Genomic DNA, 26,307 nt, shown 5'->3' with positions numbered 1-26,307 from the left:
TGACGGGTATAGCAGAAGAAGAACGCCCTTGAAGAAACAAGGGCGTTGGTGAGGATTACTTGCGGCGGTAGCCTTTTTGCGCGGTGTTAACTTTGTACAGATAACGGCGCGACTCGGCGGATGGATGACGACTGGTGATGGTCTGATAGACATCGCCCGGCGTCATGTTGTTGATGATATTTGCAGCCTGAATTTTATCGCTGGAGAACACCCGCAGTACGCTGCCTGCACCGCCGTTATAGGCGGTAATCACCGCATAGCGACGTGATGTTGGGTTCTGAATGCCCGACAGATAGACGTTGTTCAGCATCGCCAGGTAGGCGGTGCCGGTATCGATATTATTCGCCGGTTCGAACAGATAGCTACGGCTTGGCAGGCCAGATTTCCCCTGCGAACGAAATACGTCTTTCCCGGCGCTGTGCTGCACCACCTGCATCAGCCCCAGTGCGTCGGCGTGGCTGACCGCGTAGGGGTTGAAGGAGGACTCGGTTTGCATAATTGCCAGAATCAGCGACTCATCAACGCCATACTTGCGTGAGGCCTGGCGAACCATGCCAATGTATTTATGCGCACGCTTGTCGAGGTGGTTCGGCACAAGGTTAATGGTGATGCTGTAGATCATCCGCGGGCCGTTGCTGCGGCTTTTCATGCGCGTTTGCAGCAGGTAGTCGGCGAAGCGCGCGGCGCGCCACTCCCAGCGAATAGATTCACCGGTATTATCGACGACCTGGCCGTACAGGAACGGCTCTTTCGAAATCTGGATGTCATCGACGTCGGAATAGAGATCGATGGAGTTAGGGTCGTCGCCCATCAGCAGGGTTTTAATAATAGCCTGGCGCAAGCGCCCGGCAGGGTCGGTCCCGGCAATAGTCTCGACAGTAATCGTACCTTCATCAAAGTTGATGTGGCTGCGGGTCTGATACTGATCGGTATATTTAACGTAGTCTTTCGGCCCGGCGAGCAGGACTTCGTTATAACCCCAAATGTTCTCTATATTATGGGCGAACTGGCCCATCAGAATGTCAAAGCCGTTAGTGTCCTTCACCCACGCCTCGTTATACTCGGCGCCTTTTTTGGTAGAGCTGGAACACGAAACGAGCAAAGGCGCAATCAGCGCTAGCGCTAAGTATTTTTTCATCATTCCGGGAGTGCGTGTTGTGTTTGTTGTGGTAAAGGGCCCGTCAGGCCCTTACTGTTTTTCTGGCGGCGTATAGCCTTCGATATGGACGTCTTTACCTTCAAACAGGAACTGGACCATCTCCTGCTCCAGCAGTTTGCGGTGCTCTGGGTTCATCATGCTGAGTTTTTTCTCGTTGATTAGCATCGTCTGTTTATGCTGCCACTGGGCCCAGGCGTCTTTGGAAATTTCGTTATAGATACGTTTGCCCAGCTCGCCAGGATACAGCTGGAAATCCTGGCCATCTGCTTCACGCTGCAGGAAAGTACAAAAAATCGTTCTGCTCATTCTTAATCCTCTTTAATCGCCTGAAAGTTAAACCGGTGCTCCGGCCTTCAGCTGTTGCAACAAGCGCTCCACGGGGGCCGCCAGGCCAACGGACGGCGGCTGCGCTAAGTTATACCAGAGTGCGCCGCCTTCATCCATGCATGCGCCGGATGAGTGCACTGTAAGCCACATCGGCACAATATCCAGATGGAAATGGCTGAAAGTGTGGCGGAACGCGGTTAATTGCGTCAGATTATCTGCCTTAATCTGGCGCTGCGCCAGCCACTCACGTAGCGCAGTTTCATTCTCAAACTGTGGGAAGCAGAACAATCCTCCCCACAGACCCACCGGCGGACGCTGGGAAAGAAACACCTCGTCGCCATGCTGCATCAGCAGGAAGTAGCCGGTTCGCTCGGGGATCGTCTGCTTCGGTTTTTTGCCCGGATATTGAGTCCATGAATGATTGGCGTAAGCCACGCAGCCGTTATTCAACGGACAAAGCTCGCATTTTGGCTTTGAGCGCGTACACACTATCGCCCCGAGGTCCATCATCGCCTGATTGAAACGCTCCACACCTTTTGCTGGCGTGACGTCCTCGCTGATATCCCACAGGCGTTTCTCAACCTCTTTTTTCCCCGGCCAACCGCTGACAGCATAGCAGCGCGCGAGTACGCGTTTTACGTTGCCGTCGAGAATCGGATAATGCTGACTGAGAGAAAGGGACAAAATCGCCCCCGCCGTGGAGCGACCCACGCCCGGCAGTGCGGCAACCTCATCAAAGGTTTGCGGGAATTTGCCGCCATGCAGGGAGGCGACCTGCTGCGCTGCTTTATGTAAATTGCGCGCGCGGGCGTAATAACCCAGTCCGGTCCACAGGTGCAGCACTTCATCAAGAGGGGCGTTCGCCAGGTCGGTAACCGTTGGGAAGCGCGCCATAAAACGTTCAAAATAGGGGATGACCGTCGCCACTTGCGTTTGTTGCAACATTACTTCGGAGAGCCATACTTTGTAGGGCGTCTTAGCGATTTGCCAGGGCAGGGTTTTACGTCCGTATTTGTCGTACCAGTCCAGTACCTGGGCTGAAAATTGCGCGGCGAGAAAAGTCAAAGCGACGGCTCCGGGATAGTTATTATAAGGTGGCAGATTGCAGCACAAGGGCGAGAGGCTGTAAACCCTTGCATCCGCCGGGTAACTTTGGATAATGCCCGTTTTCCGAACACTCTCACAAGCAGACTTAACTTTTATGAAAAACGACGTCATATCTCCGGAATTCGATGAAAACGGTCGCCCGCTGCGCCGTATTCGTAGCTTCGTCCGTCGTCAGGGCCGCCTGACTAAAGGGCAGCAGCACGCGCTGGATAATATTTGGCCGGTGATGGGCGTTGAGTTCAACGATGCGCCGCTTGATTTCGCCGCGCTGTTTGGCCGTGAAGCGCCGGTCACGCTGGAGATCGGTTTTGGTATGGGCGCTTCGCTGGTGGCGATGGCGAAAGAGAAGCCGGAGCAGAATTTCCTCGGTATTGAAGTGCACTCTCCCGGCGTCGGCGCTTGCCTGGCTTCTGCTGAAGAAGAGGGTGTGCAAAATCTGCGCGTGATGTGTCACGATGCGGTCGAAGTGCTGCACACCATGATCCCGGATAACTCTCTTAATATGGTGCAGTTATTTTTCCCTGACCCATGGCATAAAGCACGGCATAATAAACGCCGCATCGTTCAGGCGCCTTTTGCCGAGCTGGTTAAAAGCAAACTGAAGCTGGGCGGCGTCTTCCATATGGCGACCGACTGGGAGCAATATGCGGAGCATATGCTGGAAGTGATGTCTTCCCTTGAAGGGTATCGCAACCGCTCTGAGAGCAACGACTATGTACCGCGCCCGGAATCGCGCCCGGTAACCAAATTTGAACAGCGTGGTCATCGTCTTGGCCACGGCGTATGGGACTTAATGTTCGAGAGGGTGAAATAATGGCAACGAATCGTAGCCGTCGTCTGCGTAAAAAAATGCATATCGACGAATTTCAGGAAGTCGGTTTTTCCGTCGCATGGCGTTTTGCGGAAGGAACCAGCGAAGAGCAGATTGACCAGACCGTCAACGATCTGATTAATGAAGTGATTGAGCCGAATAAGCTGGCGTTTGACGGCAGTGGTTATCTCTCCTGGGAAGGCCTGATCTGCTTGCAGGAAATCGGCAAATGCACCGAGGAGCACCAGGCCATCGTGCGTAAATGGCTGGAAGAGCGTGGGCTTACCGATGTACGCACCAGCGAACTTTTTGATATCTGGTGGGACTAAGTTTGACAAGGGTCGGCAACTGCCGGCCCGTTTTGTCTTAAGGGAGTTAAATGATGCGCAAAACGCTGTTAGCAGTGGCGCTTTCCGTCACCGCTTTGTCTGCACATGCAGATTACCAGTGTAGCGTCACGCCGCGTGACGATGTCATCCTCAGCCCGCAGCAGGTGCAGGTGAAGGGCGAAAACGGCGATCTGGTGATTCAGCCGGATGGCAGCCTGACTTACAACGGAAAAGCGTATTCCCTGAGCGCCGCACAGCGCGAGCAGGCCCAGGATTACCAGGCCGGTCTGCGCAGTAGCCTGCCGTGGATTGATGAAGGCGCACGTACGCGGGTAGAAAAAGGCCGCGCCGCGCTGGATAAAATTATTACTGAACAGGTGGGTGCCAGCAGCAGCATGCATAGCCGCCTGACTAAGCTTGATGCACAACTGAAAACGCAGATGGCCCGCATTATCGAGCATCGCAACGATGGGCTGACTTTCCACTATAAAGCCATCGATCAGGTGCGGGCCGACGGTCAGCAGCTGGTGAATCAGGCGATGGGCGGGATCCTGCAGGACAGCATCAATGAGATGGGGGCGAAAGCGGTCCTCAAAGGCGGCGGTAACCCGCTGGAAGGGATTCTCGGCAGCCTCGGTGGCCTGCAAACGGCCATTCAGAATGAATGGAAAAATCAGGAAGCAGACTTCCAGAAGTTTGGTAAAGATGTCTGTAGCCGCGTGGTTTCCCTTGAGGATAGCCGCAAAGCGCTGGTGGGCTCGTTAAAATAAGTCTTATCCCGCTACCTGCACCCGCAGGTAGCGGTGACGTAATCTTCCCTTTGTCAGCCGGTCACATCAGCCCCAGCATCTGCGGAACAAACAGCGAGATCTGCGGAATATAGACAATCATCATCAGCGCGATCAGCAGTGCGGCATAGAACGGCAGCAACGGTTTGATTAGCTGCTGAATCTTAACGCCGGAGATGGAGCAACCGACGAACAGCGCGCTGCCCACAGGCGGCGTCAACAGCCCGATACACAGGTTGGCGACCATCATGATACCGAAGTGCACCGGATCCATACCCAAGTCCTCGGCGATCGGCAGGAAGATAGGGGTGAAGATCAGCACCGCAGGGGTCATATCCATAAAGATCCCGACGATCAGCAGCACGATATTAATCAGCAGCAGAATCACTACCGGGTTCTCGGAAATTCCCATCAGCGTATCGCTAATCATGTAAGGAATATCGGCGTTGGTCATCGCCCACGACATGCCAACAGAGAAGCCAATCAACAACAGCACGATAGAGGTCATCACCACCGATTCAAGAATTAGCTTCGGCAGCTCCCGCCATTTCACTTCGCGATAAATCAGTACTGAGAGAATAAAGGTGTAGACCACGGCAATAGCAGAGGCTTCGGTGGCGGTGAAGATGCCGCCGAGGATCCCGCCCATGACGATGATGACCAGCAGCAGGCTGGGCAGCGCGTCGAAAAAGGCTTTTGCCGCCTGAGCGCAGGTCGGACGTTCAGAAACCGGGTAGCCGCGTCGTTTAGCGATGATGGCGCAGACTATCATGATGGACAGGCCCATCAGGATACCCGGCAGGTAGCCGGCCATAAACAGTGATGCTACCGAGACGCCGCCTGCGGTTAAAGAAAAGACAATCAGCACGTTTGATGGCGGAATTAACAGGCCCGTGATACAGGAGGAGACGTTAACCGCCGTGGAGAACGCCGGATCGTAGCCTTTCTGCGTCTGGATAGGGTGTAAGGTTCCGCCTACCGCTGCGGCAGCGGCGACCGCGGAACCAGAAATGGAACCGAACATCATGTTCGCCAGCACGTTAACGTGGCCCATCGAGCCCGGTACCCGGCCGACCATGACCTGCGCCAGGTTTATTAAGCGTATGGCAATCCCGCCGCTGTTCATCAGCGTACCGGCAAAAATAAAGAACGGAATAGCCAACAGGGCGAAGTTATCCAGGCCGTTCGCCAGGCGCTGAGAAACGGTAATCACTGCGATATCCCAGGGGAACATCAGCAGCATCGAACCCACGGTAGCGATACCAATGGAAAAAGAGATCGGTACGCCAATAAAAACCAGAATAAAGAAAGAGCCGAATAGCGTCAGTGCGATATAGCCTTCCATTAGTTTGCTCCTGCTTCAGAGTGCTTCATGTTTTTCAAACCGTTGCTGATAAAGCACAGCGCGTAAAACATCATAATGACGCCGGTAAGCGGCAGGATGAGGTACACATAGCCCATTGGGATCTGCATCGCTGCGGAGACCTGAGCGGTCGACAGCGTTTTTTCAATCAGCTTCACGCCGCCGGTAACAATGACTGAGCCAGCAAAAATAAAGATCAGCAGGTTAATGATGACGCTGAGAAGCGCCTGTTTGTTTGGTTTCAGCGTCATTGCGAGTAAATCGATAGCCAGATGACGTTGAGCGCCGACCGTGTAAGCCGCACCCAACAGGCCAACCCAGATCATCAAAAAGCGCGCCAGTTCGTCGGTCAGAGTACTTGGCTGGTTTAACACGTAGCGGCTGAACACCTGCCAGACGACGCAGACAACCAGCGCCACCATCACGGCGACGGAGAATGCGGCGATCACGCGGTCCACCGCCAGTTTTATGCGGTTAAGTATCATCATTAATTTCCTGGTAAAAACGGGCCAGAAGCTGGCCCGCTAGAGATTTATTCAGCAGCGGCTTCGAATTTGGCCAGCAGAGCGGCCTGTTTAGGATCTTTTTTGAAGTCATCAAACAGCGGCTGTACGGCGGCGCGGAACGGTGCTTTATCGACTTTAACGATTTCGCCACCCATGGCTTTGGCCTGGGCGCGGGTGTCGGCGTCGATCTTCTCCCACAGCTTCTGCTGATAAACTTCGGACGCTTTAGCGGCCTTGATCAGGATTTGCTGCTGTTCCGGCGTGAGCTTGTCCCAGGTTTTGCTGGAGATAACGAGGAAGTCCGGGATTGAAGCATGTTCATCTTCAGAGAAAACCTTAGCGATTTCGATATGACGGGTCTGTACCCAGGAAGGAACGTTATTCTCCGCGCCGTCCACGACGCCCTGCTGCATGGCGGTATAAACTTCGCCAAAGGAAATCGGCGTTGGCGAACCACCCATTAATTCAATCATTTTAAGCGTGGTCGGGCTGGCCTGGACGCGGATCTTTAGCCCTTTTAAATCTTCCGGCTTAGTGATGGGTTTCTTGGCATAAAAGCTGCGGGTACCGGCAACATAAGCAGAAAGCGCAAAGAATCCTTTATCTTTAGTGGATTCCATTATTTCTTTACCCACTTCACCAAAGACGACTTTATTGAAGTGATTCTGATCGTTAAATAAGAACGGCAAATTATATATCGCGTAGATGTTATCGAATGACTCCAAATCGCTGGCGGAGCCTTTAGTCATATCGAGGGCACCGTTTTGTAATAACTCCATGGTTTCACGTGCGCTGCCCATCTGGCTGCTGGGGTAAATACGAATCTTCATATTACCGCCAGAAAGTTGGTTAACCTCTTTCGACATCTCCTCAAATGCCTGATGAACAACGTGGCTGCGTTCGAGGTTATGTGCCAGTTTTAACGTAACTTTTTCAGCTGCGCTAGCGCCTGAAGAGAGCAGGGCAAGCAGTGATACACACACCAGAGAACGAGAAAAAGAGAATTTTTTCATGAGTCGGCTCCATGCATTTGGGTTAATTGGTCAATATCTAGAGAATGATTCCGTATTTCTGTATGACATATTATCCTGGTTGTCCGACACCTTTAAGCCGTCTGACTCACATTTTTTCTCAATGACATAATGAAATGAGGGATTTTGTGCGCTGGGTTATGTTTATTTTTAATAAATGAAGATGAGTTTATTTTTATTTTGAATGTGGTAAATGGATTGCTCGGAAATAACCTTGCAAACACTTCGGGAAAGGCGAATTATGAATTATCCCGTTATCTTTTAATAACGGGATATGAATTGAGATGTTTATTCGCTAAGGAATAACTCGAGAAGGGAATTTAAAAACAGCTTACCGTGCTCGGTAATTTGCCAGTCATGCTCATCCTCCGTCAGATAACCCTGGGCAATCGCCGCCTCGATTTGCGGGCGGATCGAGCGTTCCTCAAGGCCTGTGTAGCGGCTGAATTCATCACGTGGCGCCGCTTCCAGCAGGCGGAAACGGTTCATAAAGAACTCGAACGGTTTATCGGCGGTTTCCACATCATGCTGACGTTCGAGGTAGCGGCCTTCCATATAGCCGCGCGGATGGCGGGTTTTCGCCGTTCGTAGAATGCGCCCGTTCGGGAACGTCACTTTGCCGTGCGCACCGCAGCCAACGCCAAGGTAGTCGCCAAAGCGCCAGTAGTTCAGGTTGTGCTGACACTGATAGCCAGGTTTAGCGTAGGCGGAGGTTTCGTATTGCTGATAGCCCGCAGCGCTGAGCAAACGGTGTCCCTGCTCGTAAATATCCCACAGCGCGTCATCATCCGGCAGCACAGGAGGACGTGAACCGAACAGGGTGTTAGGTTCGATGGTCAACTGATACCACGAGAGATGCGGCGGGTTGAGAGCAATCGCCTGACGCAGGTCGTCCAGCGCCTCTTCCAGAGATTGATCCGGCAGGCCGTGCATTAAATCGAGATTAAAACTGCGCAGCCCCAGTCCGCTTGCCAGGTTAGCCGCGCGCTTCGCCTCTTGTGGGCCATGAATGCGTCCAAGGCGCTGGAGCTTCTGTTCGCTAAAGCTCTGCACGCCGATGGAGATGCGGTTGATACCCGCACGCTGATACTCGACGAAACGATCCGCTTCCACGGTGCCAGGGTTGGCTTCCATGGTAATCTCTGCATCTGCCGCCAGTGGCAGACACTCGCGCACGCCATCGAGCAGAGTTTGCATCGCCGGGCCTGAAAGCAGACTCGGCGTACCGCCACCGATGAAAATAGTCCCAATCTCACGTCCCTGTGCATAGGGGGCGTCGGCCCGCAAATCGTTCAGCAGATGTTGAACGTAGTCGTCGTGCGGTACCTCCCCCTTCAGCGCATGCGAGTTAAAATCGCAGTACGGGCATTTTTGCACGCACCATGGAATATGAATATAGAGGCTCAGGGGTGGCAAATTAGCCATTACGTAAGGCTTCCAGTAACAGTTTCAGCGCGCGTCCACGGTGGGAGATAGCGCTTTTTTCTTCGCGAGTCAGCTCTGCTGCTGTTTTTCCCTCTGTCGGAACAAAGAAAATCGGGTCGTAGCCAAAACCGCCGTTACCTGCGGATTCGCGGGCGATCAGGCCTGGCCAACTGCCGTGGCAGACCAACGGTGTCGGATCTTCTGCATGGCGCAGATAAACCAGTACGCAGTGGAATTGTGCCTGACGTTTATCGTCTGGAACGTCCTTCAGGGTTTCGAGCAGCTTTTCCAGATTGCGCTGGTCGGTAGCGCCTTCGCCGGAATAGCGGGCGGAATAGATACCCGGTGCGCCGCCTAACGCATCGACTGCCAGGCCGGAGTCATCGGCAATGGCCGGTAACCCGGTGACCTGCGCGGCATGACGCGCTTTTAGAATGGCGTTTTCAATAAACGTCAGACCGGTTTCCTCGGCTGAATCCACACCCAGTTCGGTTTGCGCGACAATATCGAGGCCGAAATCAGCCAGCAGCGAGGCCAGCTCGCGCACTTTACCTGGGTTGCCGGTGGCGAGAACAACTTTTTGCATTATGAGTCCTGTTTATTCTGTCAGCGCAGCGACCCCGGTCGGGATCTGCTGCGGATGAATGATTTTTACCTGCTTGTGGCGGCCCAGTTCACCTTTCTCAATAAGGACCTGGCTTTTCGCTACGCGGAACTGTTTGGCGAGGAATTTAACCAGATGGGCGTTGGCCTGACCATCAACGGGCGGGGCGGTAATGGCGACTTTAAGTTCGTCGCCATGTAAACCAACGATGCTGTCGCGGCTGGCCTTGGGCTGAATATACAGCCGCAAGACTAACCCGTCAGCGCAGGCTTCGACGGCACTCATAGCGCCATCCACAGCCCCGGAAGCAGAACGTTGCCTGTTGCCTGTAAGAGCTCGGCAATGCCCATATTGATAACGTACAACAGCAGCACCAGCACCATCGGCGAGAAATCAATCCCGCCCATTGATGGCAGCATTTTGCGAATCGGACGCAGCAGCGGGTCAGCCAGCTGCATCAGGACGTATTCTACCGGGCTACGGCCCTGGCTAACCCAGCTCATAATCGCCATCAACAGCAGAACCCAGAAAATCAATGAGCCCATGGTTTTGATGAGGATCAGGAGCGCGGAGATCCAGATAATTGGCTGGAAAGTGACGACCATAAACAGGACGATGGCTTTCACAACGCAAAGAATAAAGGCCACCAGCAGGGAGGCGCTATCGAGCGGCCCCATTGCCGGGATAATGCGGCGTAGCGGCCCAACGACAGGCTGCGTCGCTTTCACGACGAACTGCGAAAACGGGTTATAAAAGTCGCAGCGCGCACACTGCATCCAGACGCGTAATAACACGACCATTGTGTAGAGCTCAATGACCGTTGAGAGCAGGAAAGTCAACGTCTTCATGGCGTTCCTCAGATTCCTTATTTTTTGCTGTAGTCGCGCGCGCCGAAAATTGCGGTTCCGATGCGCACCATAGTGCTTCCCGCCGCGATGGCGGCTTCCATATCATCCGACATTCCCAGCGACAACGTATCGACCGTAGGATAGCGTGTTTTTAATCGCGCAAATGCTACCGCCATTTGTTGGGCGACGGCAAACTGCCTTACATATTCTGACTCTGGCGCGGGAATCGCCATCAAGCCGCGTAGCTGTAGGTTAGGCAGCTCGGCGATGTCTGCCGCCAGCGCGTCCAGGGCTTCAAGTGGAATACCTGATTTGCTGTGCTCATCGCTGATATTGATTTGAATCAGTACGTTGAGCGGTGGCAAATGGGCTGGTCGTTGCTCGCTAAGGCGGGCGGCGATTTTGAGCCGATCGACGGTATGGCACCAGTCAAAATGCTCGGCCACCAGGCGGCTTTTGTTGGACTGCAGCGGACCAATAAAGTGCCACTGTAGACCGGTTGCGCCCACTTCCTGAAAGTGGCGAATTTTTTCAACCCCTTCCTGAACGTAGTTTTCGCCAAAAGCCACCTGGCCTGCAGCCACCGCTTCTTCGATAGCGCTCGCAGGTTTCGTTTTACTCACTGCAAGCAACGTAACTTCTTCTGGAGCACGGCCGCAGCGTGCGGCAGCGGCTGAGATTTTGTCCCGGACCTGTGCCAGGTTATGCGCAATATCGTTCATATTCCGAGGATGAGTTATGGAGCTGGAAGAAATAGTGGCCCTTAGTGTAAAGCATAATGTCTCCGATCTACACCTGTGCAATGCGTCAGCGCCGCGCTGGCGTCGGCAGGGAAAGCTGGAACCTGCGCCTTTTACCTCGCCGGATATCGGTAAAATTCTCAATGACTGGCTCAACGAAGAGCAGTTAGCGCAGTGGCAGGCCTGCGGGCAGGTTGATTTTGCCCTTGCGCCGGCAGGCGGGCCGCGCCTGCGTGCCAGCGCGTTTGCCCATACTCGTGGCCTGTCTCTGGCATTACGCCTGCTGGCAGAAACTTGTCCTTTACTGGAGGAGCTGGGTACTCCTGCCGCCTTACCGGAACTGCTCAATGAAGAGAGTGGGCTTATTCTGGTCACGGGGGCGACCGGGAGCGGTAAATCAACCACCCTGGCGGCGATGGTTGGTTATCTTAACCAGCGTCTCGATGGTCATATTCTGACGCTGGAAGACCCGGTTGAGTTTATCCATCACAGCGAGCGTTGCCTGATTCAACAGCGGGAAGTTGGCCGCCACTGTCCCTCCTTTGCATCGGCATTGCGCGTCGCGCTGCGTCAGGACCCTGACGTCATTTTGTTAGGGGAACTGCGTGATAGTGAAACGATCCGCCTTGCATTAACCGCGGCGGAGACCGGACATCTGGTGATGGCGACGTTGCATACGCGTGGCGCGGCGCAGGCGGTCGAGAGGCTGGTAGATGTTTTTCCGGCGCAGGAGAAAGAGCAGGTCCGCAGTCAGCTGGCAGGGAGTTTGTGCGCTGTGCTGGCACAAAAATTGTTTCCGGATACTGCTGGTGGAAGAGTTGCGCTATACGAGCTTTTGGTTAATACCCCAGCGGTGGCGAATTTGATCCGAGAGGGAAAAACGCATCAACTGCCCGGCGTAATGCAAACCGGGCAGCAATCGGGCATGCAAACATTTACGCAAAGCTTTCAGCAACGTACGGCTGCAGGTCGTTTATAGCTGTATTTTTTATATTCAGACATCTTACCAATGGCTTGTTATGACAATGTTTTATTAATGTTCAGTATCATAATTTTATATTACAAATAAGTACGTGAAATTAAGACGAATAATGTACGCTATGAAAAACGAATTGACATAAACTTCCCATAACCAGGAAAAAAGTTTGATAATCTTTTGACTCTCTTAAGGCATTCGATTTATGCTGTTTGCAGGGATAGGAAAATTCCCATGGAATATTGTTTCAATGTGTAAATATGGTTTGGACTTATAAATACACTCGCGATCGTATTCTTTTTAATTCATTTAACCGCTATGAAGGCGGGTATCAACTAAGGAGAGTTTTAAGTGATTAATTTTTCTGAGGATTTCATTCGTTCTCGCCAGGTTACTTTTATTACTCACCCATCGATTCAAAGCAAAGCATTTGCAACGTATCTGGCTGATACGTTATCTGTTTCTGTCATTTTGCAAAATATTAATAAGCCCCTTGTACAACGTTTTTTGAAAGATTCTGTAATATTATTTGATATTGCTGTTTCAAATAAAAAGTTGAACAGCGTATGGCGTGATATTATTCGCTCACAAGCAGACAATCCTCGTCTGCTGATTATCAATAGCGCACAAAAGTATGAACTCTACGAAATGGCACAGTGGCCTGCGCTTTATGGTGTCTTTCGCCATGACGATGATGAATCGCGCTTAATTGAGGGCGTTAAAGCCGTATTGAACGGTGAACAGACGGCTGAATTGAGCGTGATGCACCCGGCGATGTATACCGCGGATCATGCATCGGCACCTGCGGAAAGTTCTCCGTTGACTGAACGCGAATGTGAAATTCTTAATGAACTGCGCTGTGGTGCGACCAATATGGATATAGCTCGCGCGCTATTTATCAGCGAAAATACGGTCCGCACTCACCTATATAACGTGTTTCGTAAGCTGAGCGTGAAGAATCGTACCCAGGCGGTAAGCTGGGCGAACGAACATCTGCGTCACTAACGAATTAGTCACGGAAGTGGCGCCAGCTACAGGCTATGGCGCCATTTGTCAGGCTTAGAAGCCTTGTTCAAAATAGCTTTCCAGAATAATGACCGCAGAAGCTGAATCAACGCTGCCTTTGTTGAGTGCGCGAAATCCGCCGTGTTCAAATAATCCGGCTCGGGCTTCAACGGTGCTCAGACGTTCGTCATGCAACGTTATTTGCACCCCAAAGCGGCCATGTATTTTATTGGCGAAGTTGCGTGCACGTGCGGTAAGAGGCTGTTCAGTACCGTCCATATTAAGCGGCAGACCGACAATAACGGCCTCAGGTTGCCACTCTTTCAGTAATTTTTCGATAATGTTCCAGTCCGGCTTGCCGTCCTGTGCTTTAAGTGCGGGAAGAGGGCGAGCAGTCCCGGTGATGCGCTGCCCGACTGCGACGCCAATACTTTTGGTGCCAAAATCAAAGCCTAAAAAGGTCCCACTCATTATGCGTGCCCCGCTTCGGCTGGCATTGTCACGATATCGATACCAATCAGCTTCGCTGCATCGCGCCAGCGGTCAGCTATCGGCGTTTTAAACAAAATATTCTGATCGGCCGGAGCGGTTAACCAGGCGTTATCCAGTATCTCTTGTTCTAGTTGGCCTTTCTCCCAGGAAGCATATCCCAGTGCGACCAGCACGTTACCTGGCTGCTTGTCCGTACCCAGGGTTTCCAGCACGTCGCGGGAGGTGGTTATCACCGTATTATCAGAGATACGGATGCTGGATGAGAAATCGGACGGTGGTGAATGCAGGATAAAGCCCCGGTCTTCAGCCAGAGGCCCACCGAGCATAACCGGTTTATCCAGGCGGATATCAGGGTTACGCGGATCGGGCGCGATTTTTAACTTCTCCAGGATCCCTTCAACCAGCAGATTTTCCATCGGTTTATTGATAATAATGCCCATGGCACCGTCATCGTTATACTCGCAGATATAGACTACGGAGCGACGGAAAATCGGGTCCTGGAGAGCAGGCATGGCAATTAGAAAGTGATGCTGTAAATTCATTGTCAGAGGTTCTGTTCCTGGTTCAAAAAAGCAGCACCCAGTATGCGGGTAACGTGCAAGGCTGTCGATTCAACTTTATCTTTCAGGTTACAGGGGCGTTGAATCAACTTGAGTGGTCTTTCAGGCTACAGGCGTGGGCCCGTAGCCTGAAGCAGTGCTTATTTATTGATGCGCTTCTCGATGGCGTCCATCAGCATACCGGTAATGGAAATCGGGAATGCGGCTTCGATTTCACGTACGCAGGTCGGGCTGGTGACGTTAATTTCCGTCAGGCGATCGCCAATGATATCCAGACCCACAAAGATTAACCCTTTAGCTTTTAGCGTTGGGCCGACGCGGCGGGCGATAGCCCAGTCGCTTTCAGTCAGCGGGCGCGCTTCACCGCGACCACCTGCTGCAAGGTTACCACGAGTTTCGCCACCCTGCGGTATACGGGCCAGGCAGTAAGGAACGGGTTCGCCATCAACCACCAGTACGCGTTTATCGCCATCTTTAATGGCTGGCAGATAGTTCTGCGCCATGCAGTAACGGCTGCCGAGTTCGGTTAATGTCTCGGTGATCACGCCAAGGTTAGGGTCGCCTTCTTTAACGCGGAAAATCGATGCGCCACCCATGCCGTCCAGCGGCTTGAGGATGATATCGCCATGTTTTTCCCAGAAGGCTTTTAACTGAGCTTTATTACGGGTGACCAGCGTTTCCGGGGTTAACTCGGAGAACCAAGCGGTAAATAGCTTTTCGTTACAGTCGCGCAGGCTTTGCGGCTTGTTGACGATAAGCGTTCCTTTTTCTTCAGCACGCTCAAGAATATAGGTCGCGTAGATAAACTCAGTATCGAACGGCGGATCCTTACGCATCAGAATCACGTCGAGATCCGCGAGCGGCAGATCCTGCTCGCTATTGAATTCATACCATTTATCGTAGTTTTGCTCGACGCTCAGCGAGCGCGTACGGGCGCGGGCTTCACCGTTGATTAAGTACAGATCGTTCATCTCCATATAATGGAGTTCATAGCCGCGACGCTGCGCTTCCAGCAACATGGCGAAGCTGGTGTCTTTCTTGATGTTGATGGTTGCGATGGGGTCCATCACGATGCCGAGCTTAATCATTATTCTTCTCCGTTAACGCCTCAACCTAAGTCGCCAAAACGCACCTGCAGGGCGGTGATGGCAGTGAGCGCAGTTGTCTCTGTACGCAGAACGCGCGGTCCCAACAGGATATCAGTAAACTGGTAGCGAGCGGTCATCGCTATTTCTTCCGCCGACAGGCCGCCTTCCGGGCCAATCAGCAGGCGAATACGCTCGACCGGCAACGGCAGCGTGTTAATGCTGGCGCTGGCCCGGGGATGCAGATTGAGCTTCAGGCCCTCGTCCTGTTCCGCGCACCAGGCTTCAAGCTGCATTGCCGGGCGGATCTCCGGCACCACGTTGCGACCGCTCTGCTCGCAGGCGGCAATGGCGATTTTTTGCCACTGCAGGATCTTCTTCTGCAAACGTTCGGCATCCAGTTTAACGCCACAGCGCTCGGAAAACAGTGGCGTTATGAGGCTTACACCAAGTTCGATCGATTTCTGGATGGTGAATTCCATTTTTTCGCCACGGGACATGACCTGGCCCAAATGGATATGCAGTGGGGATTCGCGGTCATCGATTTTGCTGCTCTGCACTTCAACCAGAACATTTTTCTTACCGGCCTCGACAATTACCGCTTCGAAGACCTGATTGCTACCGTCAAAAAGCTCAATTGCCTGACCTTTACCCATGCGTAAAACGCGGCCGACATGGTTGGCCGCGTCGTCGGAGAGGGCTATCTGGGTGCCCGTGATGATGGGGTCCGGGTGATGGATGCGAGGAGTGCGCATGCTTGATATTCCGTTCTGTGCGCAGATATCCTCTTCCCTCGTAAAGAAGGGAAGAGTGACGCTGCAAATTAACAATTGCCGCTAGTGTAGGTTAGCTCTTTTGCGCCTGGCAAGCCTGCAGGACGTAAGGATTATGGTTACCCTGGACTTTCGCAATGCGCTCGTCGCGCTGACACTCCCAGGTCGTCACCGGATACTGCTTGTCCCAGGCGGTAAATAGCTGAGTTTGCTGGCGGGAAAGGTTTAGTTGATAGCGGTCGCGCATATAGAAGTAGGTGCGGGCGATAGAACCGCGGGCACGAGCCGGTGGCTCGGCGACTTTGTCTTTGAAATCGACCTTCATGTCGCACTGACCATATTGGCCTTCGCCGCCGTTCCACTGGCTGTACATAAAGTTGGCGCGATCGCCATTGACCTCGCCGACCGCTGGCTGCAGGTTATGCATGTCGCTTTCCATCTTGCGATATTCCGGGTCTTTGGCACAGTTTTTCCGTCCGCCATCCTGCCAGCATTGACGCTGGTGACCGAACTGCCAGGCCGGAACCACATGCTCCCACTCAACCCTGCTGGCGCGGTTTTCATTTTTACGCACTTTATAGCCACAAGATTCCAGGTCGATAACGCCTTTTTTCCCCTGCCAGTTGATTTTACAGCCGCAGTAAAAATCGCCTGGGACATCGGCGTTGACTTTCACGCCTGCAGCCTTGGCTTGAGAAAAACTGTTGATTCCTTCGGCCGCAAGCGGGCCACACGCCGTCACGCTGAGAAACGCGACAGTAAAAATATGAATGCGGGACATCGTGAACTCCGTGTCAAAACGAGCCCGCAACGTAACGAATGCGATTGCCGGATGCAATCAGCCAGATCAGAAAACTTCCAATTATTTCCGGAGATTACTTTTCCGCTACCAGAACGTCGCCGCAGCGAACGCAGCGATAAGTGGCTTCCCCGCGCACCACGCGATTGTGACGGCGGACGGTTAACTGGTGCTGCTGACACTGGCAGCGGTAGGAGAAGGTGTTTTTGCGCACCGAGTCGAGTTCAAAACGATGGGTGCGCAGGGCCGGAACGCCGAGTACGTTTTCCATCATCCATTTCCACTCTCTGCCGTGCGGTGCGACGCGACCAAAGTGCTTCCACACCAGCAGATGAGCCAGCTCATGCGGTACGACCTCGTCGATAAATGCTTGTTGGTTTTCCAGCAGCAGCACCGGGTTGAGGCGGATTTCGTTTTTTTCCAGCCAGGCGGTGCCGGCGGAAGTGCCACGTTGCTGATAGACCAGTACCGGTTCAGGGTAATGTTGTCCCAGTTTGGCGTTAGCTTTGGCCAGATTCTCGCGCAGGCTGCGCATGACGGCCTGTTGAAGGGCAATGGGAATTCGGGGTGTTTTCATAGCGCCAGAGGATAGTGCGGCAGAGAGGGGAGAGCAAGAAGAAGCTTCCTCTCGGGCGGGAGGAAGCTTTATACCCTTCATACTTCAAGTTGCATGTGTGTTGGCCGCGTTCGTTCACCCCAGTCACTTACCAGAGTAAGCTCCTGGGGACTCGCTCACTTGCCGCCTTCCTGCAACTCGAATTATTTTGGGTATAGGTGCTAGTCGCGAGCGCCGATTTCGCGCAGTTTACGACCTTTCATCAGGTTACGTTCGATGTGTTCCAGCGAGACGTTTTTCGTTTCCGGAATCAACCACAGCGTCAGGAAGATGAACAACACGTTCAGACCACCATAGACCCAGAAGGTGTTGGCGCTGCCCAGCGAGTTCAACATGGTCAGGAAGGTGGCTCCGACGATCATATTGGCAATCCAGTTGGTTGCCGTTGAGCAGGTGATACCAAAATCACGTCCTTTCAGCGGCTGGATTTCTGAACACAGTACCCAAATCAGCGGACCGGCGCTCATCGCAAAGCCGACGATAAACATCAGTAGCATCAGCACGGCAAAGTACTGCGCGGTGGCTGAATGGATGCCAATATGCATCATGCTGCCCAGAACACCCATACCGACGGCCATCACGATAAAGCCAAGGATTAGCGTGGGTTTACGACCCCAGCGGTCAACCAGACCGATGGCAATAAAGGTTGCCAGAACGTTGGTCAGACCGACAATGACTGTCCCCCACATTTGTTCAGTGGTATTGGCATAGCCTGCCAGTTCAAAAATCTTCGGTGCGTAGTACATGATGACGTTCATGCCGGTGAACTGCTGCATCACCTGCAGTAGAACGCCAAGGAACACTGCGCGACGGAAATTGCTGTTTTCTTTAAATAGCGACCAGCCGGACTGTTTTACCTTCAGGCTTTCGCGGATTTCATCCAGTTCGCGTTTTGCTTCTGCGCTGGTATCGCGCAGGCGCAGCAGAACGCGCTCTGCATCAACAAAGCGGCGCTTAGCGGCAAACCAGCGCGGGCTGTCCGGCAGGAAGATAACGCCAATCAACAACAGGATCGCCGGGATGATAATAACGCCGAGCATCCAGCGCCACGCGCCGCTATAGCTAAACGCTGTATCGGAAAGATAAGCGCCGAGAATACCAATGGTGATCATCAACTGATACATCGAAATCATGCTGCCGCGAATTTTTTCCGGGGCGATTTCCGACAAATAAAGCGGGGCAGTATAGGAGGCGACGCCTACGGCCAGGCCGAGCAGCACGCGGGAAATCAGCAGCACTTCAACGTTCGGAGCAGCAGCAGAGCACAGCGAACCGGCAACGAACAGGATGGCGCCAATCATCAGGCTTTTTTTACGCCCGAGTTTAAAGGAGAGCCAGCCGCTACCGACTGCGCCAACGGCGGCACCGAACATCATGGAGCTCACCACCCATTCCTGGGTATGAGCGCTTATCTGAAACTCGTTGGCAATAAAGGGTAAGGCACCCGCAATAACACCGATATCAAGGCCGAACAGCAGGCCAGCCAGTGCGGCGAGGAAGCAGACAAAGAACGTTATCGTCTTGTTCGAGCGCCCTTGTTTTTTGTTGTCAGGCATAACGCCCTCCAGTTGAGTTATTGATTCTATCGATGGTTAGGGTAGGGAAGTACGTAGTAAAAAAATGTGATATCAATCACGACTGTGTAATCGGTTACACTAAAGTAAAGAAACGTAATTGAATTAAAGTTATTTAAATCAACATATTAATTGATTTTAGCTTAAGAAATTAAAAGCACTAATCAGAGAAAACTGAAATATTGTGTAACACTGTGATGTCTTAGTGCATTAAGAGCGTGAGTTAATTAATGATTTGCTCTGTACCTAATGTAATCGCTTTCATTTTTTGCGATAGGGGTCGATACGTGTCTGCGGGAAATCGCTAACGGGGAGTATTAGAAACGAAAAGGCCAGCGCGAGGCTGGCCTTAAAAGCAGAAGGGCATGGTTTACTTGAGGCCAGCGGCTTCGCGCAGTTGGGCGGCTTTGTCGGTTTTTTCCCACGGGAAATGTTCGCGGCCAAAGTGACCGTATGCTGCGGTTTCTTTGTAGATCGGGTGCAGCAGATCCAGCATCTGAATCAGTCCGTACGGACGCAGATCGAAGAACTCGCGAACCAGCAGAGTCAGTTGTTCAGAAGCGATTTTCTCAGTGCCGAAGGTTTCAACCATGATGGAAGTCGGTTCTGCCACGCCGATAGCGTAGGAAACCTGAATTTCGCAACGGTCAGCCAGACCAGCCGCCACGATGTTTTTCGCAACATAGCGTGCAGCGTAGGCTGCAGAACGGTCCACTTTTGATGGATCTTTACCGGAGAATGCGCCGCCGCCGTGACGAGCCATGCCGCCGTAGGTATCAACGATGATTTTACGCCCGGTCAGGCCACAGTCGCCCATCGGGCCGCCGATGACAAAACGACCTGTTGGGTTGATAAAGAATTTTGTTGCGCTGCTCAGCCATTCGGTCGGCAGGACCGGCTTGATGATCTCTTCCATCACCGCTTCTTGCAGTGATTTCTGGTCAATATTTTCCGCATGCTGAGTTGACAGAACCACGGCATCGATGCCGACGATTTTGCCATCGTCATACTGGAAGGTGACCTGGCTTTTCGCATCCGGGCGCAGCCACGGCAGGGTGCCATTTTTACGCACTTCGGCCTGACGCTGCACCAGGCGGTGAGCATAGGTGATCGGCGCTGGCATCAGCACGTCGGTTTCGTTAGTCGCGTAGCCAAACATCAGGCCCTGGTCGCCCGCGCCTTGTTCCAGCGGATCGGCACGGTCAACACCCTGGTTGATGTCCGGAGACTGTTTGCCGATAGCGCTCAGTACCGCGCAGGAGTTGGCATCAAAGCCCATATCGGAATGCACGTAGCCAATTTCACGGACCGTGTTACGGGTGATCTCTTCGATATCAACCCATGCGCTGGTGGTGATTTCACCGCCAACCAGAACCATGCCGGTCTTGACGTAGGTTTCACATGCTACGCGTGCTTTCGGATCCTGCTCGAGGATCGCGTCCAGTACGGCGTCGGAGATTTGGTCAGCAATTTTGTCTGGATGCCCTTCTGATACGGACTCGGACGTAAAGAGGTGTTTTGCCATGTTTTATTTCACCTGTGGACGATTCGGGTAGCTCATACTGTTGTGTAGAGAGGCTTTGACGGATGACCCTACCAAAGCTTGCAGGTAGTGACACGAGCAGTCTGAGTGTTAATCAGTATAGATGGATTAACTTCTGGATGGCTATTTTAGGGCAGTTGTTGACCCCATTTCCAGCCTTTTTTGATATTCGTCGCATTTATGGGAAAACAGTGGTGGCAATTTTTCCTGACAAACCCCGGCAACGCGCATATTTTTATTTTGCTTTTTACCCCGCTTCTCGGTATAAAACGCCGCGCGCGGCTCATTAAAAAGCGCACGAGCACTCTTCTCGTGACGCCACTTCCAGCCGGGTTAAGCAGTCTGTGTTTACAGAGTCCCGCAGCAGCGTTTGCGCTGGCTGTTCGGAATGTCTAGCTTTGGCTTGTCGCTGGCCCATGTCGGGGCAGTGTGGAGGTGATCCTTAATAATGAACCCACGTTTTTTGCCTGATTCGTCGCGTCGTTCCGTCGCGCGTCACTATCCCGCAAGCTGCATCTCTCTCATGCAAACCAGCCGATGCTCTACCCATCTCGGCGCTTCTCAGGATTCCAGGGCCGGTAGGCGATTGGAAAACTGAACAAGGGCGCTCTTGCTATCGCAAGGGTTTTCTCGTGGTTTCTCCGAACTGTCATACTCAGTTCGGGTACGTGTTTTACGATGATATGAATAAGAAACCGGTCGCGCAGTCGCGAGACCAGCACTATCTGCTGGGATTTAGGACTGTTCATGGGTTGTTATCGCTTCTTCGGATTGCGATAGTAGTCAACTGTTTTACACTTGTTACTAAATTTGAGGTTCGCTATGTCTGACGACATGTCTTTGTTTTCGCCTTCGTCAGCAGGCGAACACGGTGTACTACGTTCCATGCAGGAGGTTGCGATGAGCTCCCAGGAAGCCAGCAAGATGCTACGTACTTATAATATTGCCTGGTGGGGTAATAACTACTACGACGTTAACGAACTGGGCCATATTAGCGTCTGCCCGGATCCCGACGTCCCGGAAGCGCGCGTTGACCTCGCCGAGCTGGTGAAAGCGCGTGAAGCACAGGGCCAGCGCCTGCCTGCGCTGTTCTGCTTTCCGCAGATTCTGCAGCACCGCCTGCGTTCGATTAATGCCGCATTTAAACGCGCGCGTGAATCCTATGGCTATAACGGTGACTACTTCCTTGTTTATCCGATCAAGGTTAACCAGCATCGCCGGGTTATTGAGTCGCTGATCCACTCCGGTGAACCACTGGGTCTGGAAGCGGGCTCAAAAGCGGAACTGATGGCGGTCCTGGCGCACGCGGGCATGACCCGTAGCGTGATTGTGTGTAACGGTTATAAAGACCGTGAATATATCCGCCTGGCGCTGGTGGGTGAAAAGATGGGCCATAAGGTCTATCTGGTCATCGAGAAAATGTCGGAAATCGCTATCGTGCTGGAAGAAGCCGAGCGTCTGAACGTGGTGCCGCGCCTTGGCGTGCGTGCGCGTCTGGCATCGCAGGGTTCCGGTAAGTGGCAGTCATCCGGCGGCGAAAAATCGAAATTTGGCCTTGCGGCAACGCAGGTTCTGCAACTGGTTGAGATCCTGCGTACGGCAGGGCACCTGGACAGCCTGCAACTGTTGCACTTCCATCTCGGTTCGCAGATGGCCAATATTCGTGATATTGCCACCGGCGTGCGTGAGTCATCGCGCTTCTACGTTGAGCTGCATAAGCTGGGTGTCAACATTCAGTGCTTCGACGTTGGCGGCGGTCTGGGCGTGGACTATGAAGGTACCCGTTCGCAGTCCGATTGTTCGGTGAACTACGGCCTGAATGAGTATGCCAACAACATAATCTGGGCGATTGGCGATGCTTGTGAAGAGAACGGCCTGCCGCATCCGACGGTGATTACCGAGTCGGGTCGTGCAGTGACTGCGCATCATACCGTGCTGGTCTCTAACATTATCGGCGTTGAGCGTAACGAATACACCGAAGCGACTCCGCCTGCACAAGACGCTGCGCGTCCACTGCAAAGTATGTGGGAAACCTGGCTGGAAATGCACGAGACCGGCAACCGCCGCTCGCTGCGCGAATGGCTGCATGATAGCCAGATGGACCTGCATGATATCCACATTGGCTACTCCTCCGGCACCTTTAATCTTCAGGAGCGCGCCTGGGCCGAGCAGCTGTATCTGAATATGTGTCATGAAGTGCAGAAGCAGCTCGACCCGAGCAACCGTGCGCATCGTCCGATTATTGATGAGCTGCAGGAGCGGATGGCGGATAAAATCTACGTCAACTTCTCACTGTTCCAGTCGATGCCGGATGCCTGGGGTATCGATCAGCTGTTCCCGGTGATGCCGCTGGAAGGGCTGAATATGGTGCCGGAACGCCGTGCGGTGCTGCTGGATATCACCTGTGACTCCGATGGCGCAATTGACCATTATGTCGATGGTGATGGTATCGCAACCACGATGCCAATGCCGGAGTACGATCCGGATAACCCACCGATGCTGGGTTTCTTTATGGTTGGTGCCTATCAGGAAATTCTCGGCAATATGCACAACCTGTTCGGTGATACGGAAGCCGTCGACGTGTTTGTGTTCCCTGACGGTAGCGTGGAAGTTGAGCTGTCCGATGAAGGGGATACGGTGGCGGACATGCTGCAATACGTGCAGCTAGACCCGAGCACGTTGCTGACTCAGTTCCGCGATCAGGTGAAAAACTCAGGCCTCGACGAAGCGCTGCAACAGCAGTTCCTTGAAGAGTTCGAAGCGGGATTATATGGATATACTTATCTCGAAGATGAGTAATTAAGAGTATTCCGCTTGATGACCGATTTATTTTTATAAATCGGTCATCTCATTCTGAAAAGAATCTTAATCGTTAATTACCCTCTTTTTTTATTTTTAAATATCCATACTATTGCTGAGTGATTTATTCATGACAGCAAAGGAAGTGGATATGAAGGGATTTAAAATTAAGAGTTTACTGGTCAGTATGTTTTTGCTTTTAGGCGGCTGCGCTGGGCAGATGCAGTCCAACCCATCCATGCATTCCGAAGTGGGCACCACGTGGGGGGGAGACGTAAATTCAACGGTGACGGGCGTCTCAGCTGAGCGGGCAGAGCGTGAGCCCAGTGAAATCATTCTGATAAATTACTCTGCTAAATACCAGCCGGGGTACGATCGTGTTTATAGCATTCGTATCAGTAATCTTGAATATGCTGTTCGTGATGCAAATTTTAATTCTATTCCAATCACTCGTCGTTATGACTCCTACACTGGACAGTGGCAATATATTATCCCGGCGACCGTGGGGATGAACTATCAGCTGTACGTGCGTAATTTCAGTCGTGATAAGAATTATGAAATTGTCGCGACGGTTGATGGCCTGGATGTGCTGAGCGGTAAACCTGGCTCTCTGAATAATAGCGGTTATATTGTTAATGCTGGTGATTCGCTGGCGATTAAAGGGTTCAGAAAAGATAAGCATACTGAGGCAGCGTTCCAGTTCTCCGATGCCTCTGATTCCTATGCGGCTAACTCCGCGCAGGGTGATGTGCGTAATACCGGGGTTATTGGTTTTGCGGCATTTGCGCTACAGAGTAAATCAACCTCGGCGCTGCCGCCGTGCTCGGCTCAGGCTTTCCCGGCAGACAGCAACGGTTATGCACCACCGCCGTGCCGTAAATAAACGCTTCGCTTGAAGCCGGGTAGTTTTAAGGCGATAATTACGCCCAATACATGATATGCAAATTGAACCCTTTCTCGTCGGGCCTAACGACGCGGAAGGGTTTTTTTATATCTTTTTCAAATTCCACGACTGTAAAAGAGGTCATACCCATGAGCACCTTAGGTCATCAATACGATAACTCCCTGGTATCTAACGCATTTGGCTTTCTGCGCCTGCCGCTGAATTTCCAGCCGTACGACAGCGATGCTGACTGGGTGATTACTGGCGTCCCGTTTGATATGGCGACTTCCGGACGCGCGGGCGGCCGTCACGGTCCGGCGGCGATCCGTCAGGTGTCGACTAACCTTGCGTGGGAGCACAACCGCTTCCCGTGGAACTTTGATATGCGTGAGCGTCTCAACGTGGTTGACTGTGGCGATCTGGTTTATGCCTTCGGCGATGCGCGTGAGATGAGCGAAAAGCTGCAGGCCCACGCGGAAAGATTGCTGGCTGCGGGTAAACGCATGCTCTCCTTCGGCGGTGACCACTTCGTGACGCTGCCGCTGCTGCGCGCGCACGCTAAGCACTTCGGCAAAATGGCGCTGGTGCACTTCGATGCTCACACCGATACCTATGCAAACGGCTGCGAATTCGACCATGGCACTATGTTCTATACCGCGCCGAACGAAGGTCTGATCGATCCGAATCATTCGGTGCAGATCGGCATTCGTACCGAGTTTGATAAAGATAACGGCTTCACGGTGCTGGATGCGGGTCAGGTTAACGATCGGACCGCTGACGATGTGATTGCCCAGGTTAAGCAGATCGTCGGCGATATGCCGGTCTATCTGACCTTTGATATCGACTGCCTGGATCCGGCATTCGCACCGGGTACCGGTACGCCGGTGATCGGTGGCCTGACTTCAGATCGCGCGATCAAACTGGTGCGCGGCCTGAAGGATCTGAATATTGTCGGCATGGACGTGGTGGAAGTGGCTCCGGCTTACGATCAGTCCGAAATCACTGCTCTGGCGGCGGCGACTCTGGCGCTGGAGATGCTGTATATCCAGGCGGCGAAGAAAGGCGAGTAATCACAGGAATCGCCCGGCGGCGCTGCGCTTGCACGGGCCTACAGATAATCGCGGATCTCGTAGGCTGGGTAAGGCGTTAGCCGCCACCCGGCATGAATCCGGGCACTATGCCTAAAACGGGTTTGTCATCACCAGCTATGCCGGATAGCGCTAATGCTATCCGGCTTGCATGACGAGCTTTGCCAAAAATATCTGATATGGCTTGCTGATGGGGCGGCGGTTACTTGATGCCGTCCGCAGCCATTCGATCGCGAATATGCTGAGCGCGCGCCTCTGACGCCGGGTGATCGTCAAACATTGAGCTTTGGCGACCGGCTTCCAACTTGGCTAATTTTTCGAAGCTGGTGGCCAGGCCCGCAGGATTAATCCCGCGTTTACGCAGCAGATCGTAAGAGTAGTCGTCTGCTTCAGATTCCTGGCGCTGGGAGAATTGTGAATTCACCAGTTTTTCACCCAGATCGCCCAGTTGCGACTGCGAGAGACTGCCGACAATACCGCCAGCTGAAGCCGCCGCTGCGCGCACCGCGTTGGTACCCAGCGCGACCTGCATCCCTTTCTTCACATGACCGAGCGCCACGTGACCCATTTCATGGCCGATGACTGCTTCAACTTCATTATCATTCATCAAATCCATTAGCCCGCTATAGACGCGAATACAGCCGTTGGCCATGGCAAATGCGTTGACGTCTTTGGTTTGGTATACCTTGTAGTTCACCGGCTGGCCGTTGATGTTGTCGCCCAGCGCGGCGGCGATTTTGCTGAGGCGCTTACTGTATTCGCTGCTGGCAGGCGCGATGGTGGCTTTGGCGTCCATCTCCTGACAGGCTTTGTCGCTTAAGGTTTTAACCTGCTCGTCGCTGAGGGAGTAAGCCTGCCAGGCTTCTGCGCCAGAGCCGAGCAGGGCGTTAGAGTCCATGTTCTGGCATCCGGTAAGCGTTGCTGCGATCCCAAGGGCAAGAATAGCTGAACGAATTTTCATTTTTTATCTTCCACAATCTTATGGTTATTTATCCGAAAAAACGGCGATAGCAGGCCTGCCGTATCCTATACAAATTATAAATACTATCTCAGTATGCGGGCGAGAGGATTACGGT

The 26,307-nt window shown here is 52.9% G+C and carries 30 protein-coding genes; 10 read left to right on the top strand and 20 right to left on the bottom strand.

Going from position 1 to position 26,307, the window contains the following annotated elements; genetic code table 11:
* Positions 1-55: 55 nt before the first annotated feature.
* Genes mltC through mutY form a run of 3 tightly spaced genes read right to left on the bottom strand, consistent with a single transcriptional unit; the run spans position 56 to position 2,551 of the window.
* On the bottom strand, positions 56-1,141 hold the full coding sequence (gene mltC / locus HV127_RS02530) for a membrane-bound lytic murein transglycosylase MltC (RefSeq protein ID WP_167492723.1): 1,086 nt from the start codon (positions 1,139-1,141) through the stop codon (positions 56-58).
* Between the two features lie 48 nt (positions 1,142-1,189).
* Complete coding sequence (locus HV127_RS02525; RefSeq protein ID WP_182234923.1) at positions 1,190-1,465, bottom strand: oxidative damage protection protein; 276 nt, start codon at positions 1,463-1,465, stop codon at positions 1,190-1,192.
* Between the two features lie 27 nt (positions 1,466-1,492).
* Positions 1,493-2,551 carry an A/G-specific adenine glycosylase gene (gene mutY, locus HV127_RS02520; protein ID WP_182234922.1) on the bottom strand — a complete coding sequence of 353 codons (1,059 nt, stop codon included), beginning with the start codon at positions 2,549-2,551 and terminating at the stop codon, positions 1,493-1,495.
* A 136-nt stretch (positions 2,552-2,687) separates the two neighbouring features.
* Between mutY and trmB the strand changes: the two genes are divergently transcribed.
* The 3 genes from trmB to HV127_RS02505 are packed head-to-tail and all read left to right on the top strand — an operon-like array spanning position 2,688 to position 4,503.
* Positions 2,688-3,407, top strand: a complete 720-nt coding sequence (trmB, locus tag HV127_RS02515; RefSeq protein ID WP_110273072.1) for a tRNA (guanosine(46)-N7)-methyltransferase TrmB — start codon at positions 2,688-2,690, stop codon at positions 3,405-3,407.
* The gene (locus HV127_RS02510; RefSeq protein ID WP_110273073.1) at positions 3,407-3,733 is read left to right on the top strand and encodes a YggL family protein; all 327 of its coding nucleotides are present in this window, start codon (positions 3,407-3,409) and stop codon (positions 3,731-3,733) included. The genes trmB and HV127_RS02510 overlap by 1 nt, the downstream gene beginning before the upstream one ends.
* A gap of 50 nt (positions 3,734-3,783) precedes the next feature.
* Entirely contained in the window at positions 3,784-4,503 is a 720-nt protein-coding gene (locus tag HV127_RS02505) for a DUF2884 domain-containing protein (RefSeq protein ID WP_181484878.1), read from the top strand.
* 61 nt (positions 4,504-4,564) lie between these two features.
* On the opposite strand, the gene HV127_RS02500 is transcribed toward HV127_RS02505, so the two are convergent.
* From HV127_RS02500 to HV127_RS02465, 8 genes are all read right to left on the bottom strand, one after another.
* Positions 4,565-5,866: a TRAP transporter large permease subunit gene (locus tag HV127_RS02500; protein WP_182234921.1), complete on the bottom strand. Its 1,302-nt coding sequence runs from the start codon at positions 5,864-5,866 to the stop codon at positions 4,565-4,567.
* The gene (locus tag HV127_RS02495) at positions 5,866-6,369 is read right to left on the bottom strand and encodes a TRAP transporter small permease (protein WP_110273076.1); all 504 of its coding nucleotides are present in this window, start codon (positions 6,367-6,369) and stop codon (positions 5,866-5,868) included. The genes HV127_RS02500 and HV127_RS02495 overlap by 1 nt, the downstream gene beginning before the upstream one ends.
* A gap of 47 nt (positions 6,370-6,416) precedes the next feature.
* Complete coding sequence (locus HV127_RS02490) at positions 6,417-7,403, bottom strand: TRAP transporter substrate-binding protein (RefSeq protein ID WP_182234920.1); 987 nt, start codon at positions 7,401-7,403, stop codon at positions 6,417-6,419.
* Positions 7,404-7,709: 306 nt separating this feature from the next.
* Complete coding sequence (gene hemW, locus HV127_RS02485; protein WP_182234919.1) at positions 7,710-8,846, bottom strand: radical SAM family heme chaperone HemW; 1,137 nt, start codon at positions 8,844-8,846, stop codon at positions 7,710-7,712.
* The gene (locus HV127_RS02480; RefSeq protein ID WP_182234918.1) at positions 8,839-9,432 is read right to left on the bottom strand and encodes an XTP/dITP diphosphatase; all 594 of its coding nucleotides are present in this window, start codon (positions 9,430-9,432) and stop codon (positions 8,839-8,841) included. Before HV127_RS02480 ends, hemW begins: the two co-directional genes overlap by 8 nt.
* Positions 9,433-9,444: 12 nt before the next feature.
* Positions 9,445-9,735, bottom strand: a complete 291-nt coding sequence (gene yggU / locus HV127_RS02475; protein WP_110273080.1) for a DUF167 family protein YggU — start codon at positions 9,733-9,735, stop codon at positions 9,445-9,447.
* Positions 9,732-10,298, bottom strand: a complete 567-nt coding sequence (locus HV127_RS02470) for a YggT family protein (RefSeq protein ID WP_181484884.1) — start codon at positions 10,296-10,298, stop codon at positions 9,732-9,734. Before HV127_RS02470 ends, yggU begins: the two co-directional genes overlap by 4 nt.
* A 17-nt stretch (positions 10,299-10,315) precedes the next feature.
* Positions 10,316-11,020, bottom strand: coding sequence for a YggS family pyridoxal phosphate-dependent enzyme (locus HV127_RS02465; RefSeq protein ID WP_182234917.1), 705 nt, complete (start codon positions 11,018-11,020; stop codon positions 10,316-10,318).
* Positions 11,021-11,036: 16 nt separating this feature from the next.
* Between HV127_RS02465 and HV127_RS02460 the strand changes: the two genes are divergently transcribed.
* On the top strand, positions 11,037-12,017 hold the full coding sequence (locus HV127_RS02460) for a type IV pilus twitching motility protein PilT (RefSeq protein WP_182234916.1): 981 nt from the start codon (positions 11,037-11,039) through the stop codon (positions 12,015-12,017).
* Between the two features lie 348 nt (positions 12,018-12,365).
* Positions 12,366-13,019, top strand: a complete 654-nt coding sequence (locus HV127_RS02455) for a LuxR C-terminal-related transcriptional regulator (protein WP_182234915.1) — start codon at positions 12,366-12,368, stop codon at positions 13,017-13,019.
* A gap of 54 nt (positions 13,020-13,073) precedes the next feature.
* Here HV127_RS02455 and ruvX read toward each other — a convergent pair whose 3' ends face one another.
* From ruvX to metK, 8 genes are all read right to left on the bottom strand, one after another.
* Complete coding sequence (gene ruvX / locus HV127_RS02450) at positions 13,074-13,490, bottom strand: Holliday junction resolvase RuvX (RefSeq protein ID WP_181250250.1); 417 nt, start codon at positions 13,488-13,490, stop codon at positions 13,074-13,076.
* Positions 13,490-14,053: a YqgE/AlgH family protein gene (locus HV127_RS02445; protein ID WP_112217183.1), complete on the bottom strand. Its 564-nt coding sequence runs from the start codon at positions 14,051-14,053 to the stop codon at positions 13,490-13,492. Before HV127_RS02445 ends, ruvX begins: the two co-directional genes overlap by 1 nt.
* Before the next feature lie 158 nt (positions 14,054-14,211).
* Positions 14,212-15,159: a glutathione synthase gene (gshB, locus tag HV127_RS02440; protein ID WP_182234914.1), complete on the bottom strand. Its 948-nt coding sequence runs from the start codon at positions 15,157-15,159 to the stop codon at positions 14,212-14,214.
* 20 nt (positions 15,160-15,179) lie between these two features.
* A complete protein-coding gene (rsmE, locus tag HV127_RS02435; RefSeq protein ID WP_182234913.1) occupies positions 15,180-15,911 on the bottom strand; it encodes a 16S rRNA (uracil(1498)-N(3))-methyltransferase in 732 nt (243 codons plus the stop codon).
* 91 nt (positions 15,912-16,002) lie between these two features.
* On the bottom strand, positions 16,003-16,710 hold the full coding sequence (gene endA / locus HV127_RS02430) for a deoxyribonuclease I (protein WP_182234912.1): 708 nt from the start codon (positions 16,708-16,710) through the stop codon (positions 16,003-16,005).
* Between the two features lie 94 nt (positions 16,711-16,804).
* Entirely contained in the window at positions 16,805-17,305 is a 501-nt protein-coding gene (locus tag HV127_RS02425; protein ID WP_182234911.1) for a SprT family zinc-dependent metalloprotease, read from the bottom strand.
* 200 nt (positions 17,306-17,505) lie between these two features.
* The gene (locus HV127_RS02420; protein WP_182234910.1) at positions 17,506-18,900 is read right to left on the bottom strand and encodes a sugar porter family MFS transporter; all 1,395 of its coding nucleotides are present in this window, start codon (positions 18,898-18,900) and stop codon (positions 17,506-17,508) included.
* A 388-nt stretch (positions 18,901-19,288) separates the two neighbouring features.
* Positions 19,289-20,443, bottom strand: coding sequence for a methionine adenosyltransferase (gene metK, locus HV127_RS02415; RefSeq protein WP_110273091.1), 1,155 nt, complete (start codon positions 20,441-20,443; stop codon positions 19,289-19,291).
* A 137-nt stretch (positions 20,444-20,580) separates the two neighbouring features.
* Between metK and HV127_RS02410 the strand changes: the two genes are divergently transcribed.
* From HV127_RS02410 to speB, 5 genes are all read left to right on the top strand, one after another.
* The gene (locus tag HV127_RS02410) at positions 20,581-20,751 is read left to right on the top strand and encodes a hypothetical protein (RefSeq protein WP_182234909.1); all 171 of its coding nucleotides are present in this window, start codon (positions 20,581-20,583) and stop codon (positions 20,749-20,751) included.
* Between the two features lie 393 nt (positions 20,752-21,144).
* Positions 21,145-21,291 (top strand): acid stress response protein YqgB, encoded by a 147-nt coding sequence (gene yqgB, locus HV127_RS02400; RefSeq protein WP_130624344.1) that lies wholly within the window; start codon positions 21,145-21,147, stop codon positions 21,289-21,291.
* Positions 21,284-23,260 carry a biosynthetic arginine decarboxylase gene (speA, locus tag HV127_RS02395; RefSeq protein ID WP_181484896.1) on the top strand — a complete coding sequence of 659 codons (1,977 nt, stop codon included), beginning with the start codon at positions 21,284-21,286 and terminating at the stop codon, positions 23,258-23,260. Before yqgB ends, speA begins: the two co-directional genes overlap by 8 nt.
* A gap of 151 nt (positions 23,261-23,411) precedes the next feature.
* Positions 23,412-24,143, top strand: a complete 732-nt coding sequence (locus tag HV127_RS02390) for a hypothetical protein (protein ID WP_182234908.1) — start codon at positions 23,412-23,414, stop codon at positions 24,141-24,143.
* Between the two features lie 149 nt (positions 24,144-24,292).
* Positions 24,293-25,213, top strand: coding sequence for an agmatinase (speB, locus tag HV127_RS02385; RefSeq protein WP_112217192.1), 921 nt, complete (start codon positions 24,293-24,295; stop codon positions 25,211-25,213).
* 220 nt (positions 25,214-25,433) lie between these two features.
* Here speB and HV127_RS02380 read toward each other — a convergent pair whose 3' ends face one another.
* Complete coding sequence (locus HV127_RS02380) at positions 25,434-26,192, bottom strand: M48 family metallopeptidase (RefSeq protein WP_181484898.1); 759 nt, start codon at positions 26,190-26,192, stop codon at positions 25,434-25,436.
* Between the last annotated feature and the right edge of the window lie 115 nt (positions 26,193-26,307).

Source organism: Klebsiella sp. RHBSTW-00215 (assembly GCF_014103785.1).
Classification (GTDB): Bacteria; Pseudomonadota; Gammaproteobacteria; order Enterobacterales; family Enterobacteriaceae; genus Klebsiella.
Note: the sequence above shows the minus strand (reverse complement) of the source record. Positions and strands in the feature narration are given on the sequence as shown.

Bases quoted from the DNA above. Each gene is read 5' to 3' on its own strand.
- mltC (WP_167492723.1), bottom strand. From the start codon at position 1,141: ATGATGAAAAAATACTTAGCGCTAGCGCTGATTGCGCCTTTGCTCGTT.
- HV127_RS02525 (WP_182234923.1), bottom strand. From the start codon at position 1,465: ATGAGCAGAACGATTTTTTGTACTTTCCTGCAGCGTGAAGCAGATGGC.
- trmB (WP_110273072.1), top strand. From the start codon at position 2,688: ATGAAAAACGACGTCATATCTCCGGAATTCGATGAAAACGGTCGCCCG.
- HV127_RS02510 (WP_110273073.1), top strand. From the start codon at position 3,407: ATGGCAACGAATCGTAGCCGTCGTCTGCGTAAAAAAATGCATATCGAC.
- HV127_RS02505 (WP_181484878.1), top strand. From the start codon at position 3,784: ATGATGCGCAAAACGCTGTTAGCAGTGGCGCTTTCCGTCACCGCTTTG.
- HV127_RS02500 (WP_182234921.1), bottom strand. From the start codon at position 5,866: ATGGAAGGCTATATCGCACTGACGCTATTCGGCTCTTTCTTTATTCTG.
- HV127_RS02495 (WP_110273076.1), bottom strand. From the start codon at position 6,369: ATGATACTTAACCGCATAAAACTGGCGGTGGACCGCGTGATCGCCGCA.
- HV127_RS02490 (WP_182234920.1), bottom strand. From the start codon at position 7,403: ATGAAAAAATTCTCTTTTTCTCGTTCTCTGGTGTGTGTATCACTGCTT.
- hemW (WP_182234919.1), bottom strand. From the start codon at position 8,846: ATGGCTAATTTGCCACCCCTGAGCCTCTATATTCATATTCCATGGTGC.
- HV127_RS02480 (WP_182234918.1), bottom strand. From the start codon at position 9,432: ATGCAAAAAGTTGTTCTCGCCACCGGCAACCCAGGTAAAGTGCGCGAG.
- yggU (WP_110273080.1), bottom strand. From the start codon at position 9,735: ATGAGTGCCGTCGAAGCCTGCGCTGACGGGTTAGTCTTGCGGCTGTAT.
- HV127_RS02470 (WP_181484884.1), bottom strand. From the start codon at position 10,298: ATGAAGACGTTGACTTTCCTGCTCTCAACGGTCATTGAGCTCTACACA.
- HV127_RS02465 (WP_182234917.1), bottom strand. From the start codon at position 11,020: ATGAACGATATTGCGCATAACCTGGCACAGGTCCGGGACAAAATCTCA.
- HV127_RS02460 (WP_182234916.1), top strand. From the start codon at position 11,037: ATGGAGCTGGAAGAAATAGTGGCCCTTAGTGTAAAGCATAATGTCTCC.
- ruvX (WP_181250250.1), bottom strand. From the start codon at position 13,490: ATGAGTGGGACCTTTTTAGGCTTTGATTTTGGCACCAAAAGTATTGGC.
- HV127_RS02445 (WP_112217183.1), bottom strand. From the start codon at position 14,053: ATGAATTTACAGCATCACTTTCTAATTGCCATGCCTGCTCTCCAGGAC.
- gshB (WP_182234914.1), bottom strand. From the start codon at position 15,159: ATGATTAAGCTCGGCATCGTGATGGACCCCATCGCAACCATCAACATC.
- rsmE (WP_182234913.1), bottom strand. From the start codon at position 15,911: ATGCGCACTCCTCGCATCCATCACCCGGACCCCATCATCACGGGCACC.
- endA (WP_182234912.1), bottom strand. From the start codon at position 16,710: ATGTCCCGCATTCATATTTTTACTGTCGCGTTTCTCAGCGTGACGGCG.
- HV127_RS02425 (WP_182234911.1), bottom strand. From the start codon at position 17,305: ATGAAAACACCCCGAATTCCCATTGCCCTTCAACAGGCCGTCATGCGC.
- HV127_RS02420 (WP_182234910.1), bottom strand. From the start codon at position 18,900: ATGCCTGACAACAAAAAACAAGGGCGCTCGAACAAGACGATAACGTTC.
- metK (WP_110273091.1), bottom strand. From the start codon at position 20,443: ATGGCAAAACACCTCTTTACGTCCGAGTCCGTATCAGAAGGGCATCCA.
- HV127_RS02410 (WP_182234909.1), top strand. From the start codon at position 20,581: ATGGCTATTTTAGGGCAGTTGTTGACCCCATTTCCAGCCTTTTTTGAT.
- yqgB (WP_130624344.1), top strand. From the start codon at position 21,145: ATGAATAAGAAACCGGTCGCGCAGTCGCGAGACCAGCACTATCTGCTG.
- speA (WP_181484896.1), top strand. From the start codon at position 21,284: ATGTCTGACGACATGTCTTTGTTTTCGCCTTCGTCAGCAGGCGAACAC.
- HV127_RS02390 (WP_182234908.1), top strand. From the start codon at position 23,412: ATGAAGGGATTTAAAATTAAGAGTTTACTGGTCAGTATGTTTTTGCTT.
- speB (WP_112217192.1), top strand. From the start codon at position 24,293: ATGAGCACCTTAGGTCATCAATACGATAACTCCCTGGTATCTAACGCA.
- HV127_RS02380 (WP_181484898.1), bottom strand. From the start codon at position 26,192: ATGAAAATTCGTTCAGCTATTCTTGCCCTTGGGATCGCAGCAACGCTT.